Below are 20021 nucleotides of genomic sequence, written 5' to 3' on the forward strand. Positions count from 1 at the left end.
CGAGTTAAAAGCCGGTGCGGCGGCCCCTGGACGGGGCGCTGAACTTTTTCCGCCACAGGCGGTCTCATTGCCCGACGTCGGTTGGGCTGACAGGAGTGCGGCCCCCCATGGCCGAGGTTGAAACACCGCAGGAGCTGGATCTGGAGCTGGTCCGGCGCGTGCAGCGCGGCGAGAGCGCGGCGTTCGATGTCCTGGTGCGCAAGTACCAGCACCGCATCGTCGCGCTGATCGGGCGCTACATCGCCGACTGGAGTGAATGTCAGGACGTGGCCCAGGACACTTTCGTACGCGCCTACCGCGCGATCGGGAATTTCCGTGGCGACGCCCAGTTCTATACCTGGTTGCATCGAATCGCAGTGAACACCGCCAAGAACTACCTTGCCGCGCACAACCGGCGCCCGCCGACCGACGACATCGAGATCGGCGACGCCGAACAGTTCGACGCCGGTGCGCGCCTGCGCGACACCGACACGCCCGAACGCGAGCTGATGCGCCAGGAACTGGAACAGACCGTGATGAAGGCGGTCGACGCGCTTCCCGAGGAGCTGCGTTCGGCCATCACGCTGCGAGAGGTGGAAGGCATGAGCTACGAGGAAATCGCGCAGAAGATGGGGTGCCCGATCGGTACCGTGCGTTCGCGGATCTTCCGCGCCCGCGAGGCCATCGACCTCCAGTTGCGTCCATTGCTGGATACCGCCAGCGCCACCCGTGAAAGGAGCCGCGCATGAATGTTTCCGGTCGTGTCGATGCGGCGGGCAATGCCGCCGACAAGTTCGAGCTTCATTACCGGCAGCAGTTGTCGGCGCTGGTCGACGGCGAGCTGCCCACCGACGAGGCGCGTTTCCTGCTGCGCCGGCTGCAGCACGACGGCGAGCTGGCCGGCTGCCAGGAACGCTGGCAACTGCTCGGCGACGCGCTGCGCGGCCAGGCCTGCGCGCCGGCGCCGGCCGGTTTCGACCTGAAGATCCGCGAGGCGATCGCCGCCGATGCCCGCCGGGCGCCGCCCGCCTCCGAGCGGCAGGCACGCCGTGCCGGCTGGCGGCGCTGGGGCGGCGGCGCCGCGCTGGCGGCCTCGGTCGCAGCCGTGGCCTTGTTCATGGCGCGCGGGCAGCTGCCCGGGCCGGCTGCGCCGGAACCCGTGATCGCCACCGCCGCGCAGGTTCCGGCGACCGCAGTCGTGGCCGATGCCGGCCGCGCGCCGGACGCCGGCGGCGATGCAGGACTGGCGGCTGCGGCGCCCGCCGTGGCCGTTGCCGCACTGCGGCGCGCGGATGCCCCGGCGCGCCGCGGCAGCGCGACCCGCACCCAGCAGGTGGCGCGCAGCGCCGCCGCGCGGCAGGCCGAACCGGCGCGCGCTGTCGCCACGCAGTCGCCGGTGCCGGCGTTGCGCACGGATCCTTTCGCCGATCCCGGCAACGTGCTGCGGGCGCGCCCCTGGCCGCGTTCGAGCCTGTCCCCGGCGCTGTCGAACCATGCCTTGAATGCCAGCCTTCCAGTGGCGGAGGGCGGCGCGGCCTTCTATCCGTTCGAACCGCGCATGCCGTCGCAGGACAGGTCCGGCGAGCCGGACGCGCAGCCGCCGCGGCACTGACGCCGGCGTTCCTTTCCCCGCCCCGTGGCCTGCGCCGCGGGGGCTGTTTCCCCGGAATTTCCCTGTCCTGCGCTCCACGCCGGACGGGAGGTGTTTCCTACTCTTTCAATCGGAGGCTCGATCCTGATGACCCACCGTATCCACACGCGACTGTTCGGCCTGCTGGCGATGACCCTGCCGCTGGCCGCCTGCGCCCAGAGCAACGCACCTGCCGCCCCCGCAGAGCAGGCGGTCGCCGCGCGCCCCGCCGCGCCGGCCCCGCAGCTGGTCAGCGGCCTGCCCGATTTCACCCAGCTGGTGGACCAGGTCGGGCCGGGCGTGGTGAACGTCGAGACGGTCATCGGCCCGCGCCGCAACCCGCGCATGGCCGGTGGCGGCCGCCCGGACATGGATCAGCTGCCGGACTTCTTCCGGCGCTTCTTCGGCCCCGACTTCCAGGTGCCCGGCGGCGACGATGCGCCGGACAACGGCCCGCGCGGACGCGGCATGGGGTCGGGCTTCGTCATTTCCGCCGACGGCTACGTGCTGACCAACCACCACGTGATCGACGGCGCCGAGACGGTCAAGGTCAAGCTCAGCGACCGCCGCGAGTTCGACGCCAAGGTCGTCGGCAGCGACCAGCAATACGACGTGGCGCTGCTGAAGATCGACGCCAAGGGCCTACCGACCGTGCGCGTGGGCGATTCCAATACGCTCAAGCCCGGCCAGTGGGTGGTGGCGATCGGTTCTCCGTTCGGGCTGGATCATTCGGTCACCGCCGGCATCGTCAGTGCCACCGGCCGCAGCAATCCCTACGCCGAGCAGCGCTACGTGCCGTTCATCCAGACCGACGTGGCCATCAACCAGGGCAATTCCGGCGGTCCGCTGCTCAATACCCGTGGCGAGGTGGTCGGCATCAACTCGCAGATCTTCTCCGCTTCCGGCGGCTACATGGGCATCAGCTTCGCCATCCCGATCGACCTGGCGATGAGCGCGGTGGAGCAGATCAAGAAGACCGGCAAGGTCAGCCGTGGCCAGCTGGGCGTCGTGGTCGAGCCGCTCGATTCGCTCAAGGCCCAGGGGCTGGGCATGTCGGACAGCCGTGGCGCACTGGTCAACCAGATGGTCGAGGACAGCGCGGCCCGCAAGGCGGGCCTGGAAGTCGGCGATGTGATCCGGTCGGTCAACGGCACCGAGATCGCCGCATCCAGCGACCTGCCGCCGCTGATCGGCGCCATGCCGCCCGGCAGCAAGGTACGGCTGGGCATCCTGCGTGACGGCAAGCAGCGCGAAATCACCGTGACCCTTACAGAACTGGCCGAGGATGCGGCGCGGCCCGCCAATGGCCCGGCTGCCGGCGGCGGGGACAAGCCGATGGCTGGCGCCAATGCCCTGCTGGGGCTGGAAGTGGCCGACCTGACGGCCGCCGAGCGCAGGCAGCTGGGGCTGGAGGCGGGCGAGGGCGTGCGCATCACCGGCGTGAACGGGCAGGCCGCACGCGAGGCGCGGCTGTCGCCGGGCATGGTGGTGCTGCAGGTCGGCCGCACCCCGGTCGGCAGCGTGGCCGCGCTCAACCGCGAACTGGCCGGCTACAAGAAGGGCGACGTGGTGATGCTGCTGGTGCGGGCGGGCGGCAACAGCGCCTTCGTCGCGGTCCGGGCCGGCGGCTGAGTCCCGCCTTCATCAAGCTGTACGCAGGGGCCGCCTCCGGGCGGCTCCTGCCGTTCGGGCCGGCCGCCTGTGCGGGCTGCCCGCCGGGCGTGCGATAATGCCTCGTTATCCTGACGACGCGCCGCGCCGCCGCCACCTTATGTCTGCCGATCCGATGCGGAACATCCGCAATTTCTCCATCATCGCCCACGTCGACCATGGCAAGTCCACCCTGGCCGACCGCATCATCCAGATCTGTGGCGGCCTGACCGCGCGCGAAATGGAAGCGCAGGTCCTGGACAACAACCCGATCGAGCGCGAGCGTGGCATCACCATCAAGGCGCAGTCGGTGTCGTTGCCGTACAAGGCGCGCAATGGCGAAACCTACCACCTGAACTTCATCGACACCCCCGGCCACGTCGACTTCTCCTATGAAGTCAGCCGTTCGCTGGCCGCCTGCGAGGGCGCGCTGCTGGTGGTGGACGCGGCCCAGGGCGTGGAAGCCCAGTCCGTGGCCAACTGCTACACCGCGGTCGAGATGGGCCTGGAAGTGGTGCCGGTGCTCAACAAGATCGACCTGCCCACCGCCGATACCGACCGCGCCAAGGCCGAGATCGAGGCGGTGATCGGCATCGACGCCACCGACGCGGTGCCGGTGTCGGCCAAGACCGGCCTGAACGTGGAAGAGGTGCTGGAGGCGATCGTCCACCGCATCCCGCCGCCGGTCCCGCGCGACACCGACAAGCTGCAGGCGCTGATCATCGACTCCTGGTTCGACAACTACCTGGGCGTGGTCTCGCTGGTGCGCGTGATGCAGGGCGAGGTCAAGACCGGCGACAAGCTGCTGGTCATGTCCACCGGCCGCAACCACCAGGTCGACGCGGTGGGCGTGTTCACGCCCAAGCGCAAGGTCACCGGCAGGCTGTCGGCGGGCGAGGTGGGCTGGATCACCGCGTCGATCAAGGACGTGCACGGCGCGCCGGTCGGCGACACCCTGACCCTGGCTGGCGATCCTGCCCCCAAGCCGCTGCCCGGCTTCCAGGAAATGCAGCCGCGCGTGTTCGCCGGCCTGTTCCCGGTCGATGCCGAGGACTACCCGGACCTGCGCGAGGCGCTGGACAAGCTGCGCCTGAACGACGCCGCGCTGCGCTTCGAGCCGGAAAGCTCCGAGGCCATGGGCTTCGGCTTCCGCTGCGGCTTCCTCGGCATGCTGCACATGGAGATCGTGCAGGAGCGCCTGGAGCGCGAGTACGACCTGGACCTGATCAGCACCGCGCCGACCGTGGTCTACGAGGTGCTCAAGAGCGACGGTTCCATCGTGATGATGGACAACCCGGCCAAGCTGCCGCCGGTGAACCAGGTCGAGGAGATCCGCGAGCCGATCATCCGCGCCAACGTGCTCACTCCCGAGGAGTACATCGGCAACATCATCAAGCTGTGCGAGGAGAAGCGCGGCACCCAGATCGGCATCAACTACCTGGGCAGCCAGGTGCAGATCAGCTACGAGCTGCCGATGGCCGAGGTGGTGCTGGACTTCTTCGACAAGCTCAAGTCGGTCAGCCGCGGCTATGCCTCGCTGGACTACCACTTCGTGCGCTTCGATGCCGGCCCGTTCGTGCGCGTGGACGTGCTGATCAACGGCGACAAGGTCGATGCGCTGTCGCTGATCGTGCACCGCAGCCATGCCGACCGCCGCGGCCGCGAGCTGTGCGAGAAGATGAAGGACCTGATCCCGCGGCAGATGTTCGACGTCGCCATCCAGGCCGCCGTCGGCTCGCAGATCATCGCCCGCACCACGGTCAAGGCCATGCGCAAGAACGTGCTGGCCAAGTGCTATGGTGGCGACGTTTCGCGCAAGAAGAAGCTGCTGGAGAAGCAGAAGGAAGGCAAGAAGCGCATGAAGCAGGTCGGCCGCGTGGAGATCCCGCAGGAAGCCTTCCTGGCCGTGCTGCAGATGGACAACAAGTGACCGGCGCCCGCCGCCGGGTCCCGTGCATAGCGAAGGATGACGAATGAAATGGTTTGAAATCGCCCTGGTGGTGCTGACCCTGGGGTCGGGCCTGGTCCTGCTGCTGGACAAGCTGTTCATGGCCAGGCGCCGCGCGACCAAGGGCGGCCTGCTGGACAGCGAGGAGCCGGCGCTCGTCGATTACTCGCGCGCCTTCTTCCCGGTGCTGGCGGTGGTGCTGATCCTGCGCAGCTTCATCGCCGAGCCGTACAAGATCCCGTCCAGCTCGATGATGCCCAACCTGCTGATCGGCGATTTCATCCTGGTCAACAAGTTCGCCTACGGCATCCGCCTGCCGATCACCAACACCAAGGTGATCCCGACCGGCGAGCCCAGTCGCGGCGACGTGGTGGTGTTCCAGTTCCCGGGCCATCCGGACATGCCGGGCGACCCGCAGCGCGGCGAGAATTTCATCAAGCGCGTCGTCGGCCTGCCGGGCGACCGCATCGGTTTCCATGGCGACACCCTGTCGATCAATGGCCAGCCGCTGGCGTACGAGGTCAAGGGCGAATACGTCGGCAAGGGCCGCGGCGCGGAAATGAACGGCGCCACCCTGCTCAGCGAGGCGCTGCCGGGCCGCACGCATACCGTGCTGGAATACCTGGGCCGCGCCAATCCGGCCGGGCAGGGCGACTGGGAAGTGCCGCAGGGCCAGTACCTGGTCATGGGCGACAACCGCGACAACAGCGACGACGGCCGTTTCTGGGGCTTCCTGCCCGAGCAGAACCTGCGCGGCAAGGCGTTCCTGATCTGGCTCAACTGCAGCGGCTGGTTCTGCAAGGACGGCTTCGAACCGTCGCGGATCGGCTCGGGCATCCAGTAACGTAGGCGCAACCCGGGGAGAACGCTATGAATCGCAAGCAAGGCGGCATGACGCTGACGTCGTTCCTGATGGTGTTGGCGGTGGTGGGCTTCGCCCTTTACATCGGCATGAAGCTGTTCCCGATGTACCAGGAGTTCTATGCGGTCAAGACCTCGATGAAGGCCCTGGCCAGGGAGCCTGGCAGCGCCGATCCGGTCAAGGCGCAGGAGCTGTTCTTCAAGCGCATGGACATGAATTACTCGGACAGCGTCAAGCGCGAGAACATCAAGTTCGACCGCATCGACGGCGGCGTGCGCATGAACGTCAAGTACGAAGTGCGCCGCCCGCTGGTCGGCAATCTCGACATCGTCGGGAATTTCGAGAATTCCCAGGATCTGACGACGCGCGGTGAGTAGGACGGTTGCCCGGGGTGACCGCATCGGCCACCCGTTCAAGGATCAGGGGCTGCTGCAGCAGGCCCTGACCCATCGCAGCGCCGGCGCGCCGCACAACGAGCGCCTGGAGTTCCTCGGCGACAGCATCGTCAACATGATGGTCGCCGAAGCGCTGTTCGCGCGCTGGCCCAAGGCCGACGAAGGGGCGCTGACCCGGGCGCGGGCGGCGCTGGTATGCGAAGGCGCGCTGGCGGCCATGGCCCGTACCCTGGAGCTGGGCGAGCGCCTGACCCTGGGGCCGGGCGAGATGAAATCCGGCGGCCACCGCCGCGACTCGATCCTGGCCGATGCCTTCGAGGCGGTGGTGGCGGCGATCTACCTGGATGCCGGTTTCGAGGCCTGCCGCGCGCGGGTGTTGCCCTGGTTCGAGGCGCCAATGGCCGCGGTACCGGTCGGCAAACCCGAAAAAGACCCCAAGACCCGCCTGCAGGAATGGCTGCAGGCGCGGCAGAAACCGCTGCCGGTATATGAACTGGTATCGGAAACCGGCGATGACCATGCCCGGCATTTCCGGGTACGCTGCCGCCTGACCGACCCGGACGTGACCACCGAGGGCGAAGGCAGCTCCCGGCGGCTGGCCGAACAACAGGCGGCTGCGGCCGCGATCGAGCAACTGGATTCCAAGTGAACGAGACCACCTCCCACCGCTGCGGCAGCGTCGCCGTCATCGGCCGCCCCAACGTCGGCAAATCGACCCTGACCAACGCCCTGGTGGGCGCCAAGGTCAGCATCGTCTCCAACCGGCCGCAGACCACGCGCCACCGCCTGCTGGGTATCGCCACCTTCCCCGAAGGCCAGCTGGTGCTGGTCGACACCCCCGGGCTGCACCGCCAGCAGAAGCGGGCCATGAACCGGGTGATGAACCGCGCCGCGCGCGGCTCGCTGGAAGGCGTGGACGCCGGCCTGCTGGTGATCGAGGCCGGGCGCTGGGACGAAGAGGACACGCTGGCCTTCAACGTGCTGCGCGATGCCGGTATCCCAGTGCTGCTGGTGGTCAACAAGGTCGACCGGCTGAAGGACAAGGGCGCGCTGCTGCCGTTCCTGCAGGAGATCACCGAGGGCCGCGATTTCGCCGGCGTGCACCCGATCTCGGCGCAGAAGCGCAACGGCCTGGACGCGCTGGTGCGCGACGTGCTCAAGCTGCTGCCGGAGGCCCCGCCGATGTTCGGCGAGGACGAGATCACCGACCGCAGCCAGCGTTTCCTGGCCGGCGAGCTGGTGCGCGAGCAGCTGATGCGCCAGCTGGGCGAGGAGCTGCCGTATGCCACCACGGTGGAGATCGAGCGCTTCGCCGAGGATGGCAACCTGCTGCGCATCGGCGCGGTGATCTGGGTCGAGCGCGAGGGCCAGAAGGCCATCGTGATCGGCAAGGGCGGCACGCGCCTGAAGGAAATCGGCGCCAAGGCACGCCTGCAGATGGAGCGCCTGTTCGGCGCCAAGGTCTTCCTGGAGACCTGGGTGCGGGTGCGCGAGGGCTGGTCGGACGACGAGGCCGCGCTCAAGGCCTTCGGCTACGAGTAAGGCGTCCGCCGCGCCGATTCCGCAGGAGCGACTTCAGTCGCGAAAGGGCTTTCCCGAGGGGGCGCAGACAAGGGGAAAATCCCTTGGCGACTGAAGTCGCTACTGCGGCCAACCAAGTGCGGAAAGCGAACGAGGCGAGCGGAGCATCCTTCCCATGCGCATCGATGACGAACCCGCCTACGTCCTGCATGCGCGCCCCTGGCGCGAGACCAGCCTGCTGGTCGAAGCGCTGACGCGCGAGCACGGCCGCATCGGCCTGCTGGCGCGCGGCGTGCATGGACCGAAGAAACAGTCCCTGCGCGCGGCCCTGCAGCCGCTGCAGTCGATCCGCCTGGATGCGGTGATGGCCGGCGAACTGGCGCAACTGCGCCGCGCCGAGAGCCAGGACGCCGCGCCGCGCCTGCTGGGGCAGGCGATGCTGGCCGCCTTCTATATCAATGAACTGGTACTGCGGCTGGCCCCGCGCCACGACCCCTTGCCCGAGCTGCATCGCGCCTACGGGCAGGTGCGCGGACGGCTGGCCGAGGCGGCCGGGCTGGCATGGGCGCTGCGCCGCTTCGAACGCGACCTGCTCGATGCGCTGGGGTTCGGCTTCGACTGGGCCAGTGCGGCGGACGGTCAACCGATCGACCCGGCGGCGCGCTATCGGCTGGACCCGCAGGAAGGGCCGCTGCGCCTGCTCAGCGAGCGCAACGCCGCCGAGCGTCGCGGCCTGGCCACCGGTGCGGCCCTGCTGGCGCTGGGCGAGGACCGCATGCCCGACGCGGCCGACCTGGCCAGCCTGCGGCCGCAGATGCGCGCGGTGCTGCTGCACCATCTTGGCGGGCGCGGGCTGAAGTCCTGGGAGCTGCTGGGCGATCTGAATAACAGGAACCCGTAGACAGGAACGGGAAGCCGGAGGAAGCAACAGCGGCATGCCGCCCGCGGTTGCCCGCCTGTTTCCTGCTCTCCGCTTTCACGCAGCGGAGCGCGCACGGACCATGCCTCCGGTTTTCGCCTTCCTCCAGTGTCCAGTTCCCGTCCACTGGTTCCCGGCTTCTCAATGCAGCAACGCGCTCACCGCCGCATCGAACTGGCGCCGGGCCAAGTCCGACTCCGGCGCCTGGTGCAGCTGCCGCACCGCGCGGCCGAGCCGCGAGGCGCCGACGAAGCCGCAGCTGGCCTGCAGCCGGTGCAGCTGCGAGCGCAGGGCGCCGTCGTCGTGCTGCCGCAGCGCCACCGAAACCGCATCGCGGGCGACCGGCAGCTCGGACAGGAACAGTTCGCGCAGCGCCACGACATGGGCCTGCTGGCCATTGAGCGCGCTCAGCGCCGCGTTCTCGTCCCAATCCGGCGTGGCCGGTTCCTCGTTGGCCGGCGCTCCGCTGGCGCCGGCGTGGCCGAGACAGCCGCGCACGGCATCGAGCAGGTCGGCGCGGGTCATCGGCTTGACCAGGAGCCGCTCGAAACCGGCCTCGCGCAGCGACTGCCGGATGTCCGCGCCATTGTCGGCGGTATGGGCCAGGGCGGGGACGTTGGGGTGCAGCGCGCGCAGGCGCAGCAGCAGCTCCTGTCCGCTTCCGTCGGGAAGATTGACGTCTATCAGCCACAGGTCGTGGCGTGCCGTGCCGCTGGTCTCGAGTGCCTGCGCGACCGAGCCGGCAACATCGACCGTGGCCGGCAGCGCTTCCAGTGCGGCCCGGAAAAAGCCCTGGCTGGTCGCGTCGTCCTCGACCAGCAGCAGGCGCGGCGGGTTCGCCTGTGCGTGCGTATTCATCTGCTGCCTCCATGTCAGCCGTGCCGCGCATGACTGGCGATGTGGCGCGGCCGCGCAAGCGGCGGAAGTCAGGCCGATGCGCATCTGCGACAATGACGCCCCTTTTCGCCCGCAGCCGTCCGCCACGTGGCCCGATCCAGATCCCGCATAGACAAGACCCCGTTCCAGACCGACATCCTCGACCTCAGCCACGACGGCCGTGGCGTCGCCCGCCGCGAAGGCGAGGGCGGCAAGGTGACCTTCGTGGCCGGAGCGCTGCCCGGCGAGACGGTGATGGCCGAGCAGACCGGCAAAAGCCGCCACTTCGATGAAGCGCGGACCGTGGAAGTGCTCACCGCCTCGCCGCACCGCGTGCAGCCGCGCTGCCCGCATTTCGGCGTCTGCGCCGGCTGCGTGCTGCAGCACCTGGAGGAGGGCCAGCAGATCGTGGCCAAGCAGCAGGTGCTGATGGACAACCTGACCCGCATCGGCCATGTCAGCCCGGGCACGGTGCTGCCGCCGCTGGTGGGCGACAACTGGGGTTACCGGCGCAAGGGCCGGTTCTCGGTGCGCCGCGTCGAGAAGAAGGACAAGACCCTGGTGGGTTTCCGCGAGCAGGATCCGCGCTTCGTCGCCGACCTGTCGCAGTGCCTGACCGTGATCCCCGAGATCGGCACCAGGGTGGCGGTGTTGTCGGCCTTCATCGAAGGACTGGACGGCAAGCGCGACATCCCGCAGATCGAGTTCATCGGCGGTGATGCGGCCATCGCCCTGACCGTGCGCCACCTGCAGCCGCTGTCCGATGCCGACCGGCAGGCATGGACGGCGTTCGGCCAGGAACACGGTTTCGCCATCTACCTGCAGCCCGGCGGGCTGGAGTCGGTGCATCCGCTGTGGCCGGCCGAAGGCGTGCCGCTGTCGTTCGCGCTGCCGCAGTGGGACGTTGAGCTGGCATTCCGCCCGCTGGATTTCATCCAGGTCAACGCCAAGCTCAACCAGCAGATGATCGCCCACGCACTGGCCCTGCTGGACGCGCAGCCGGACGAGCGCGTGCTCGACCTGTTCTGCGGCCTGGGCAACTTCACCCTGCCGCTGGCGCGCACCGTGCGCGAAGTGGTGGGCGTGGAGGGTGAGGCCGGGCTGGTGGCGCGGGCGAAGGAGAACGCGCAGCGCAACGGCCTGGACAACGCGCAGTTCTTCGCCGCCGACCTCACCCAGGACCAGCGCAATGCACCGTGGATGCGGCAGGGTTTCGATAAGCTGCTGCTCGACCCGCCGCGTTCGGGCGCCATCGACGTGCTGCAGCAGCTGCCGCTCAAGCAGTTCAAGCGCATCGTCTATGTCAGCTGCCATCCGGGCTCGCTGGCGCGCGATGCCGGCTACCTGGTCAACGAGCAGGGCTTCACCCTGGTGTCGGCCGGGGCGATGGACATGTTCCCGCATACCGCGCACGTGGAAAGCATCGCGGTGTTCGAAAAGAAATGAGACACGCGCACATGGATGCGCGCCGCTCTTGCGAGGGATTCGCACCGATGAGACACGCGCACATGGATGTGCGTTGCTTTTGTGAGGGACTCACATCAACGAGGTTTTGAATGGGCATCGAGATCGAGCGCAAGTTCCTGGTCACCAATGACGGCTGGCGCGCCGCCGCGCATGCCGTCATCCCGATGGCGCAGGGCTACATCAACGACATGGCGGCGATGGACAGCGGCGCGCAGAAGGCTTCGGTGCGCGTGCGCATCCAGGGCGATGCGGCGTACCTGAACATCAAGTCGCGCGAACTCGGCCATACCCGCCAGGAGTTCGATTACCCGGTGCCGGTAAGCGAGGCGCGCGAACTGCTGGCGCTGTGCGTCGGCGGCCTGATCGACAAGCGCCGCCATCTGGTCGACCACGGCGGCCTGTTGTGGGAAGTGGACGAATTCCTTGGCGACAACGCCGGCCTGGTGGTGGCCGAAGTGGAACTGGAGAGCGCCGACCAGCCGTTCGAAAAGCCGGACTGGGCCGGCGCCGAGGTGACCGACGAGCTGCGCTACTACAACCTCGCGCTGGCCTCGCATCCCTACACGCAATGGAGCGCTGCAGAGCGCGCCTGAGCTCCACCAAGACGAAGGAATCTCCATGCGCATCGACATCTGGTCCGACGTGGTCTGCCCCTGGTGCTGGATCGGCAAGCACCGCTTCCAGCGCGCGCTGGAACTGATGGGCGACAAGGCGCCGCCGCTGGAGGTGCGCTGGCATCCATTCCTGCTCGATCCCGATGCCGACGCCACGCCGGTGCCGCTGCGGCAGGCCTATGCCGCCAAGTTCGGCGGCGCCGAGCGCGTGGAGCAGATGCTGGCGCAGACCCAGGGCGCCGCGCAGGCCGAAGGGCTGCCGATGGATTTCGACCGCGGCCAGGTCAAGGTCACCACCCTGCCGGCGCATCGCCTGCTGTGGCTGGCCGGCCGCGAGGGCGTGCAGGAGCCGGTCGGCGAGGCGCTGTTCCGCGCCCATTTCGAGCATGGCCGCAACCTGGCCAATCCGCAGGTACTGGCCGACGCGGCCGCCGCCGGCGGCATTCCGGCCGGGCGCGTGCAGGCGCTGCTGGCGTCGGATGAGGGGCTGGCCGAAGTCCGTGCCGGGCTGGGCCAGGCACAGGCGCTGGGCATCCAGTCGGTGCCGACCTTCGTCATCAACAGCCGCTATGCGGTGCAGGGCGCGCAGCCGCCGGAAGTGTTCGCGCAGGTGCTGGAGAAGGTCGCCGCCGAGCTGGCGCCGGCCCCGGCGGCGGGCGCGGATGAACCGGCCTGCGGGCCGGACGGCTGCAGCCTCTGACGCCGCGGGCGCCATCTGCGACAATGCCCGGCTTGGCTGTATGGGAATCCGCACATGCTTCTGATCGGCGTCGCCGGTACCGAACTGACTGCCCAGGAACGCGACTGGCTGCAGCATGACGCCGTGGCCGGCGTGGTGCTGTTCAAGCGCAATTTCGCCTCGCGCGGGCAACTGGTCGAGCTGACCGCCGCGATCCGCGCCGCCACCGCGCGCCCGCTGCTGATCGCGGTGGACCAGGAAGGCGGGCGCGTGCAGCGCTTCCGCGAGGGCTTCACCGACCTGCCGCCGCTGGACGGTTTCGGCCGGCTGCATGCGACCGACCCGGATGCCGCGCTGGCGCTGGCCGAACAGCATGCCTGGCTGATGGCCAGCGAGATCCGCGCCACCGGCCTGGACCTGAGCTTCGCGCCGGTAGTGGACGTGGGCCATGGCAACCTGGCCATCGGCAACCGCGCCTTCGCCGAGGACCCGCAGGTCGTCGCGGCGCTTGCCCAGGCCTATGTGCGCGGCATGCACGGCGCCGGCATGGCCGCCACGCTCAAGCATTTCCCGGGCCACGGTACGGTGCGCGAGGATACGCACGTCGACGTCGCCATCGACCCGCGTCCGCTGCACGAGCTGGAAACGCAGGATCTGCTACCGTTCCGCGCCGGCATCCAGGCCGGGGCCGATGCGGTGATGATGGCCCACGTCATCTATCCGCAGGTCGCGCCGGAACCGGCCGGCTATTCGCCGCGCTGGATCAACCAGATCCTGCGTGGACAGCTGGGCTTCCGCGGCGTGGTGTTCTCCGACGACATCGGCATGGCGGCCTCGTTCGCCGCCGGTGGGGTCAAGGCCCGGGTCGATGCCCACCTGGACGCCGGCTGCGACGTGGTGCTGGTCTGCCACCCGGAACTGGTCGAAGAATCGCTGCAGGCCGTGTCCGGCCGCAGCCTGAACACCGCCGCGCTGCTGGGCCTGATCGCCCATGGCGCCATGGGCTGGGGCGGCCTGCTGGCCGATGCCCGCCACGGCGAAACCCAAAACCGTCTGCTCGAAACTCTCGGAAGAACCGCCTGATGTCCAAACTCACTCTCGAACAAGCCGTGGCCCAGGCCGACCTGCTGGTCGACCGCCCCACCATCGATGCGGCCATCGCCGGCATTGCCGACGCCATCGCGCGCGACTACAAGGGCGAAGTGCCGGTATTCCTGTCGATCATGAACGGCGCGCTGCCGTTCGCCGGCCAGCTCGCGCTGGAACTGGGCGCGCGCGGCCAGGACGCGCAGTTCGACTACATGCAGGCCTCGCGCTACCACGGCGAGAGCGGCGGCGAACTGGTCTGGAAGCATCGCCCGGTGTCCTCGCTGTTCGGCCGCCGCGTGCTGCTGGTGGACGACATCCTCGACGAGGGCTTCACCCTGCAGGGCGTGCGCGACTGGTGCCTGGAACAGGGCGCCACCGATGTGCGCATCGCGGTGCTGACAGTCAAGCAGCACGACCGCTGCCTGGACGGCGTCACGGCCGACTATGCCGGCATCGAGCTGCCGGACCGTTTCGTGTTCGGCTTCGGCATGGATGTCAGCGAATCGCTGCGGTCGCTGCCGGCCATCTACGCGATGAAGCAGTAAGCGGGGCCGGCCGTTGGCCGGTACGCGCCATCGCTTCGCGCTGTCGCCCCACGGTCTGCGCTGCAGACCGCGGGCCCCGTTTCTCGCCTGCCACACCCCGCGCCTTCGGCGCGCCCCCTGACTCAGGGGGACACGCCATCGCTTCGCGCTGTCGCCCCACGGTCTGCGCTGCAGGCCGCGGGCCCCGTTTCTCGCCTGCCACACCCCGCGCCTTCGGCGCGCCCCCTGACTCAGGGGGCTTTTCCCCGTTGCGAGCTGGCAGGGGCGGAGGCGGTCGTTGGCCGGCACGATAGCGGGGGACAGCAGGTCGCGTCACCCTTGATTGCGAAAACAGATCAGGAAACAACGATGGGCAATATCGAACTGGCCGTGATCGGCGGCACCGGCGTCTACAAGCTGGCCGCGCTGGACGACGTGCAGAGCCATGAAGTGCAGACCCGCTACGGGGCGCCTTCCGGCCCGGTCCGTGTCGGCCTGTTGAACGGCCGGCGCGTGGCCTTCCTCGCCCGCCACGGCGAAGGCCATTCGATCCCGCCGCACAAGGTCAACTACCGCGCCAACCTTGCCGCGCTCAAGCAGCTGGGCGCCGCCCGCGTGCTCGCGCTCAATACCGTCGGTGGCATCACCGACGATTTCGGGCCGCGCGTGCTGGCCTGCCCCGACCAGTTGATCGATTACACCTGGGGGCGGATCTCGACGCTGTGCGAGGAAGAGGGCAGCGAAGTGTTGCACGTGGATTTCGGCCACCCGTACACGCCGTCGCTGCGCGCGCAGGTGCTGGCCGCGGCGAGCGCCCGTGGCGTCGCCGTGCGTGACGGCGGCTGCTATGGCGCCACGCAGGGGCCGCGCCTGGAGACCATCGCCGAGATCGCGCGCATGCGCCGCGACGGCTGCGACCTGGTCGGCATGACCGGCATGCCCGAGGCCGGGCTGGCGCGCGAACTTGGCCTGGACTACGCCTGCCTGGCCATCGTCGCCAACTGGGCCGCCGGCTGCGGCGACGCGGCCGAAATCACGATGGACGAGGTGCTGGCGAACGTCGCGGCGGCCTCGGCGGGTCTGCCCGACCTGGTGGGGGAATTGGCCCGGGGGTGATTGTCATACCGGCCCAAGCTTTGCATACTCCGTCAGTACGCCTCATTCAGCGTGCATCAATCCATTCATCGAACAAGGTCTCGCATCACCATGCCGAACGGTACCGTCAAGTGGTTCAACGACGCCAAGGGATTTGGCTTCATCTCACCGGAGGACGGCAGCGCCGATGTCTTCGCGCACTTCTCCGCGATCAATTCCAAGGGCTTCCGCAGCCTGCAGGAAGGACAGCGCGTCAGCTATGACGTGACCCAGGGCCCGAAGGGTGCCCAGGCTTCCAATATCACGCCGGTCGAGTGATCCACTCGGCTGTGCCGGAAGAACCCCGCCGAGGCGGGGTTTTTTTTTGTTGCCGCCGTCTGATCGCCATGGATGGCGTGATGGCCGGTTCTGCAGCAGGAGCCGGCCTTGGCGGCACCCCTTCGGGCGATCGACAGGCGAAGTCGAAAACCGCCCCCGGCGGCTTTCTGGACCAGCTGCCGAGCCACCCGTAGGGCGGGGCAATGCCCCGCTGGAGCCTTCGCGGCAATCCCCAGGGGGGCCGCCCGCTCCATGGTCAACCTTCATCGGCGCACCGCGCTCGCAGGAAACGGAATGAGCAGACCGCTGGATATCGCCATCGTCGGTTACGGTACCGCCGGCCAGTCGCTGGCCGTGCTGCTGTCGCGCGACGGCCACCGCGTGCAGGTGTTCGAACGGGCCGCACGCCCGGGGCCGGTGGGGGCGGGCTTCCTGCTGCAGCCCAGCGGCCTGCAGGCGCTGTGGCAGATGGGCCTGCTGCCGCAGGTGCTCGCCCATGGTGCGGTGGTGCGCCGCCTGTATGGCGAAACGCCGTGCGGCCGCGCGGTGATGGACATGCGCTATGCCGGCCTGGATGCGCGCCTGCACGGCGTGGGCATGCAGCGCGGCGCGCTGTTCTCGCTGCTGGATGCGGCGTGGGAGCGCGGCGATGCCCTGCATGTGGACAGCTGCATCGATGCCATCGACGACAGCCTGCGGCGGGTGCGGGATCCGCATGGGCAATGGCATGGGCCGTTCGATCTGGTGATCGCCACCGATGGTTCCGCGTCGGGGCTGCGTGCGCAGGTGCGCGGCACGCGGCTGGACCGCGTCTATCCGTGGGGTGCGTTGTGGTGCCTGCTGCCAAGCGGCGACTGGGCGTTCGCCGACGAACTGCGCCAGCGCTATGTCGCCGCGCGCAAGATGATCGGCCTGCTGCCGGTAGGCACGCGCCCCGGCGACGATGTGCCGCGCCTGAGCTTCTTCTGGAGCCTGCCGCGCGATGGTTTCGAGGCGTGGGAACAGGCCGGGCTCGAGCCCTGGCTCGATGAGATCGCACAGCTGTGGCCGGAGGCGCGGCAACGGCTGCAGGGCATCACCGTGCAGACGCAGCTGGCGCGGGCCAGCTACCGCGACGCGGTGATGGACCGCTGGTACCGCGGCCGGCTGGTACTGGCCGGCGACGCCGCGCATTCGATGAGTCCGCAGCTCGGCCAGGGCGTGAACATGGCGCTGCTCGATGCGATGGCCCTGCGCGATGCGCTGCGCAGCGAAGCGGACGTCGATGCGGCGTTGGCGCGCTACCAGGCCGCGCGCCAGGCGCATGTGCGGCTGTACCAGTTCTGGAGCCGCTGGCTGACGCCGACCTTCCAGTCCGAACGCGACTGGGTCGCGCATGCGCGCGACCTGCTGTTCAAGCCGATGGGGCGCATGCCGGGCGGGCGCGGCCACATGCTGCGCGTGCTCAGCGGCACGCAGCAGGGCGTGTTCGGCAAGCTGCCGTTGGCGCCGGAATTCATCCAGGCGCTGGCCGGCGAGGACTGAGCCGGCCGGCGCTGGCGGCGGCCGCGTTCTCGCCGGGCCGACATCGGCGTGCGGCAGAATGCGGGCATCCTCTGTTGTGCAGGGCCGGCCATGAGCGTCGATGCAGCTCCGTTCGAAACCCATGTGGTGTTCAACCAGCCGCCGCCGTTCCCCGAACGCAACCTGTGGCGCGACGACATGGCGCTGCGCGAGGCGGTCGCGCGCGAAGGCGGCGATGCGTTCGCCACGGCGCTGGACGACTACGGCGCGCTGGCCGGCGGCGAGCTGTACCGGCTCGGTTTCGACGCCAACCGGCACCGGCCGCTGCTGCGCACCCACGATGCGCAGGGCCATCGCATCGACACCGTGGATTTCCATCCCGCCTGGCACCGCTTGATGGACGCGGCCAAGGCGCATGGCGTAGCCGGACTGTCGTGGCAGCACCCACGGCCGGGGGCGCACGTCGCGCGTGCCGCGTTGAGTTTCCTGCACCACCAGGCGGAGGCGGGCAGCAGTTGTCCGCTGACCATGACCCATGCCGCCGTGCCGGTGCTGCGCCGCGAACCGGCGCTGGCCGAATGGGCCGCCAAAGCCGCCGCGCCGCACTACGACCCGCGCGACGTGCCCATCGCGGAGAAGGCCGGCATCACCGTGGGCATGGGCATGACCGAGAAGCAGGGCGGCTCGGACGTGCGCAGCAACCGTACGCGAGCGACACCGCTGGCGGGCGAGGGCGAATATGCGCTGGTCGGGCACAAATGGTTCTTTTCCGCGCCGATGTCCGATGGCTGGCTGGTGCTGGCGCAGGCACCGGGCGGATTGAGCTGCTTCCTGCTGCCGCGGCGCCTGCCCGATGGTTCGCACAATGCCCTCAGGCTGATGCGCCTGAAGGACAAGCTCGGCGACTGGGCCAACGCTTCCAGCGAGGTCGAGTTCTGCGGCGCCTGGGCGCGGCGCATTGGCGAAGAGGGGCGCGGCGTGGCGACCATCATCGAGATGGTGATGCTGACACGCCTGGACTGCATGCTCGGCGCCGCCGCGGAAATACGCATGGCGCTCGCGCAGGCGCTGCACCACGCGCGGCATCGCAGCGCCTTCGGCCAGCGCCTGGTCGAGCAGCCGCTGATGGCCAACGTACTGGCGGACCTGGCGCTGGAATCGGAGGCGTCCACCGCGCTGGCGCTGCGCATCGCGCGGGCGGTGGACGCCGCCGCGCGCGATCCGCGAGAAGCGGCGTTCGCGCGGGTCGCCACGGCCATCGGCAAGTTCTGGATCTGCCGGCGGGCCGCGGGTTTCGTCAACGAGGCGCAGGAGTGCCTGGGCGGCGCCGGCTACATCGAAGAATCGATGCTGCCGCGCCTGTACCGGCAGGCGCCGCTCAATTCGATCTGGGAAGGCAGCGGCAACGTGCAATGCCTGGACGTGCTGCGCGCGCTGTCGCGCGAGCCGCAGTCGCGGCAGGCGCTGCTGCGCGAACTGGAACAGGCGCGTGGACTCGACGGTGCCTACGATGTGGCGTTCGCTGCCCTGCAGCGCACATTGGACGATATGGTGGCCGTGGTGGCTGAGGCCACGGCGCGGCGCGTTGCCGCTTCGCTGGCGATCCTGCTGCAGGCGGCCACGCTGCTGCGGGCCCGAAGCCCCGTGGCCCGCGCGTTCGTCGCCTCGCGGTTGGCGGACCCGGCGCCGCCGGCCTACGGCATGCTGGACGCGACGGTATCGTTCGCCGACATCCTGGAACGGGCCTGGCCCTCGGCCTGAACGGTGTCACGATGCAGGGCACCGGAGCCGTGGCGGAGGTGCTGCCCGCCGGCTTCATGCAGCCGGGAGGGCTGTGCAGCCGCCCCTGTCGGGGCGGCTGCGTGGTGAGGCTGGTGAATCAGCGCTTGGCGTCGTCGGCCTTCTGCCGGGCCTTCTCGGCGGCGTCGTGGGCGTGATCGGCGACCTTCTGCGCAGCGTCGGCGGTAGCGGCGCTGGCGTTGGCCGCCGCTTCCTTGGCCGCGACCGCGGCATCGTCGGCGGCGTTGGTGGTCGCATCGGCCGCGCGGTCCAGCGCCTGCTCGGATTTGGCGGCGGCTTCGCGGGTGGCATCGGCTGCGCGGTCGGCCGCGTTGCGGGCCGCATCGGCCGCGGATTCGCCGGCGTTGCGCGCCGCTTCGGCGGCATGGTCGGCGGCGGCCTCGGCGTCGCGCTTGGCCTGCTCGGCATTGGGGTTGTTGCAGGCCGCCAGGGCCAGCACCAGGCTGCCGGCCAGCAGCGGGACAAGAATCTTCATCAGCGCTCTCCTCAGGTTTTGGGGACGACGCGCGCAGCGTAGGAGGGGGCGGATTCAGATTGCGTCAACGCCGCCGGGCGGGACGGGGCGCGCGGATGGGCGCGTTCCACGCGGCGGCTGGCCGCGCCCGGCCTGCCGGTGGATGCTCTGGAGGCGGGAGGAAAACCGCAGTGGCTTCACCGTCGCCAGTGGCGAGGCCGGTCAGCGCAGGCCGCGAGGGCAACAAAAAAGCCGCTGGCGAACCAGCGGCTTTCAGACTTGCGTCGAAGAAGAAGTTATTACTTCTTGGCTTCTTCAGCAGCGTCCTTGGCCTTCTCGGCCACGTCTTCGGCAGCCTTGGCGGTGTCGGCAGCGGCGCCGGCAGCGGCGTCGGTGGCGGCGCCAGCAGCAGCGGCAGCAGCGTCGCCAGCAGCGTCAGCAGCGGTGGCGGCGGTGTCGGCAGCAGCCTGGGCAGCGTCGGCGGTTTCGGCGCCGGCAGCAGCGGCCTGGTCAGCAGCGGCCTGGGCGTCGGTAGCGGCGGCGTCGGCGGTGGCAGCGGCGTCCTGGGCAGCTTCCTGCTTCGAGCAGGCGGCCAGAGCCAGGCCCAGGGTCATCGCGATCAGCAGCTTGTTGATGCTCATTTGTGAATCCTCGTCGTGGAAATTGGCTAACGCGCCAATGCGCGCCGTGAACATGAT

At 69.4% G+C, this 20021-nt stretch carries 21 protein-coding genes; 18 read left to right on the top strand and 3 right to left on the bottom strand.

Annotated features, from left to right (window positions below; genetic code table 11):
- Positions 1 to 107: 107 nt before the first annotated feature.
- The 9 genes from rpoE to recO all read left to right on the top strand — a co-directional run bounded on the left by rpoE (position 108) and on the right by recO (position 8886).
- Positions 108 to 728 (top strand): RNA polymerase sigma factor RpoE, encoded by a 621-nt coding sequence (rpoE, locus tag ABB22_RS12755; protein ID WP_055768382.1) that lies wholly within the window; start codon positions 108 to 110, stop codon positions 726 to 728.
- Positions 725 to 1591 (top strand): sigma-E factor negative regulatory protein, encoded by an 867-nt coding sequence (locus tag ABB22_RS12760; RefSeq protein WP_055768386.1) that lies wholly within the window; start codon positions 725 to 727, stop codon positions 1589 to 1591. Before rpoE ends, ABB22_RS12760 begins: the two co-directional genes overlap by 4 nt.
- 126 nt (positions 1592 to 1717) lie before the next feature.
- Positions 1718 to 3241, top strand: coding sequence for a DegQ family serine endoprotease (locus ABB22_RS12765; protein ID WP_055768390.1), 1524 nt, complete (start codon positions 1718 to 1720; stop codon positions 3239 to 3241).
- Positions 3242 to 3395: 154 nt separating this feature from the next.
- A complete protein-coding gene (gene lepA, locus ABB22_RS12770) occupies positions 3396 to 5189 on the top strand; it encodes a translation elongation factor 4 (protein ID WP_055768556.1) in 1794 nt (597 codons plus the stop codon).
- Between the two features lie 43 nt (positions 5190 to 5232).
- Entirely contained in the window at positions 5233 to 6051 is an 819-nt protein-coding gene (lepB, locus tag ABB22_RS12775) for a signal peptidase I (protein WP_055768393.1), read from the top strand.
- A 26-nt stretch (positions 6052 to 6077) separates the two neighbouring features.
- Positions 6078 to 6446, top strand: a complete 369-nt coding sequence (locus ABB22_RS12780) for a DUF4845 domain-containing protein (protein WP_055768396.1) — start codon at positions 6078 to 6080, stop codon at positions 6444 to 6446.
- The gene (gene rnc / locus ABB22_RS12785) at positions 6439 to 7113 is read left to right on the top strand and encodes a ribonuclease III (protein WP_055768399.1); all 675 of its coding nucleotides are present in this window, start codon (positions 6439 to 6441) and stop codon (positions 7111 to 7113) included. The genes ABB22_RS12780 and rnc overlap by 8 nt, the downstream gene beginning before the upstream one ends.
- Complete coding sequence (era, locus tag ABB22_RS12790) at positions 7110 to 8006, top strand: GTPase Era (RefSeq protein WP_055768403.1); 897 nt, start codon at positions 7110 to 7112, stop codon at positions 8004 to 8006. Before rnc ends, era begins: the two co-directional genes overlap by 4 nt.
- Positions 8007 to 8160: 154 nt before the next feature.
- Positions 8161 to 8886 (top strand): DNA repair protein RecO, encoded by a 726-nt coding sequence (recO, locus tag ABB22_RS12795; protein WP_055768406.1) that lies wholly within the window; start codon positions 8161 to 8163, stop codon positions 8884 to 8886.
- A gap of 159 nt (positions 8887 to 9045) precedes the next feature.
- Here recO and ABB22_RS12800 read toward each other — a convergent pair whose 3' ends face one another.
- Positions 9046 to 9762, bottom strand: coding sequence for an Hpt domain-containing response regulator (locus ABB22_RS12800; protein ID WP_055768410.1), 717 nt, complete (start codon positions 9760 to 9762; stop codon positions 9046 to 9048).
- Between the two features lie 126 nt (positions 9763 to 9888).
- Between ABB22_RS12800 and rlmD the strand changes: the two genes are divergently transcribed.
- The 9 genes from rlmD (at position 9889) to ABB22_RS12845 (ending at position 18830) form a co-directional block, all read left to right on the top strand.
- The gene (rlmD, locus tag ABB22_RS12805; protein ID WP_055768413.1) at positions 9889 to 11226 is read left to right on the top strand and encodes a 23S rRNA (uracil(1939)-C(5))-methyltransferase RlmD; all 1338 of its coding nucleotides are present in this window, start codon (positions 9889 to 9891) and stop codon (positions 11224 to 11226) included.
- A gap of 110 nt (positions 11227 to 11336) precedes the next feature.
- A complete protein-coding gene (locus tag ABB22_RS12810; protein ID WP_055768416.1) occupies positions 11337 to 11840 on the top strand; it encodes a CYTH domain-containing protein in 504 nt (167 codons plus the stop codon).
- A 25-nt stretch (positions 11841 to 11865) separates the two neighbouring features.
- The gene (locus ABB22_RS12815) at positions 11866 to 12561 is read left to right on the top strand and encodes a DsbA family oxidoreductase (protein ID WP_055768419.1); all 696 of its coding nucleotides are present in this window, start codon (positions 11866 to 11868) and stop codon (positions 12559 to 12561) included.
- A 54-nt stretch (positions 12562 to 12615) separates the two neighbouring features.
- Positions 12616 to 13623 carry a beta-N-acetylhexosaminidase gene (nagZ, locus tag ABB22_RS12820; RefSeq protein WP_055768422.1) on the top strand — a complete coding sequence of 336 codons (1008 nt, stop codon included), beginning with the start codon at positions 12616 to 12618 and terminating at the stop codon, positions 13621 to 13623.
- Positions 13623 to 14174, top strand: a complete 552-nt coding sequence (locus tag ABB22_RS12825) for a hypoxanthine-guanine phosphoribosyltransferase (RefSeq protein ID WP_055768424.1) — start codon at positions 13623 to 13625, stop codon at positions 14172 to 14174. The genes nagZ and ABB22_RS12825 overlap by 1 nt, the downstream gene beginning before the upstream one ends.
- Positions 14175 to 14522: 348 nt before the next feature.
- Positions 14523 to 15269: an S-methyl-5'-thioinosine phosphorylase gene (locus ABB22_RS12830; protein ID WP_055768427.1), complete on the top strand. Its 747-nt coding sequence runs from the start codon at positions 14523 to 14525 to the stop codon at positions 15267 to 15269.
- 90 nt (positions 15270 to 15359) lie between these two features.
- Positions 15360 to 15566 carry a transcription antiterminator/RNA stability regulator CspE gene (gene cspE, locus ABB22_RS12835; RefSeq protein ID WP_003488188.1) on the top strand — a complete coding sequence of 69 codons (207 nt, stop codon included), beginning with the start codon at positions 15360 to 15362 and terminating at the stop codon, positions 15564 to 15566.
- Positions 15567 to 15860: 294 nt separating this feature from the next.
- On the top strand, positions 15861 to 17090 hold the full coding sequence (locus ABB22_RS12840; protein ID WP_055768430.1) for an FAD-dependent oxidoreductase: 1230 nt from the start codon (positions 15861 to 15863) through the stop codon (positions 17088 to 17090).
- Positions 17091 to 17180: 90 nt separating this feature from the next.
- Positions 17181 to 18830 (top strand): isovaleryl-CoA dehydrogenase, encoded by a 1650-nt coding sequence (locus ABB22_RS12845; RefSeq protein ID WP_055768434.1) that lies wholly within the window; start codon positions 17181 to 17183, stop codon positions 18828 to 18830.
- A 118-nt stretch (positions 18831 to 18948) separates the two neighbouring features.
- On the opposite strand, the gene ABB22_RS12850 is transcribed toward ABB22_RS12845, so the two are convergent.
- On the bottom strand, positions 18949 to 19344 hold the full coding sequence (locus tag ABB22_RS12850) for a hypothetical protein (protein ID WP_055768437.1): 396 nt from the start codon (positions 19342 to 19344) through the stop codon (positions 18949 to 18951).
- Between the two features lie 278 nt (positions 19345 to 19622).
- A complete protein-coding gene (locus ABB22_RS12855) occupies positions 19623 to 19964 on the bottom strand; it encodes a hypothetical protein (RefSeq protein ID WP_055768440.1) in 342 nt (113 codons plus the stop codon).
- Positions 19965 to 20021 lie beyond the last annotated feature (57 nt).

The sequence above is a fragment of the Stenotrophomonas nitritireducens genome (genome assembly GCF_001431425.1).
Taxonomy (GTDB): domain Bacteria; phylum Pseudomonadota; class Gammaproteobacteria; order Xanthomonadales; family Xanthomonadaceae; genus Stenotrophomonas; species Stenotrophomonas nitritireducens.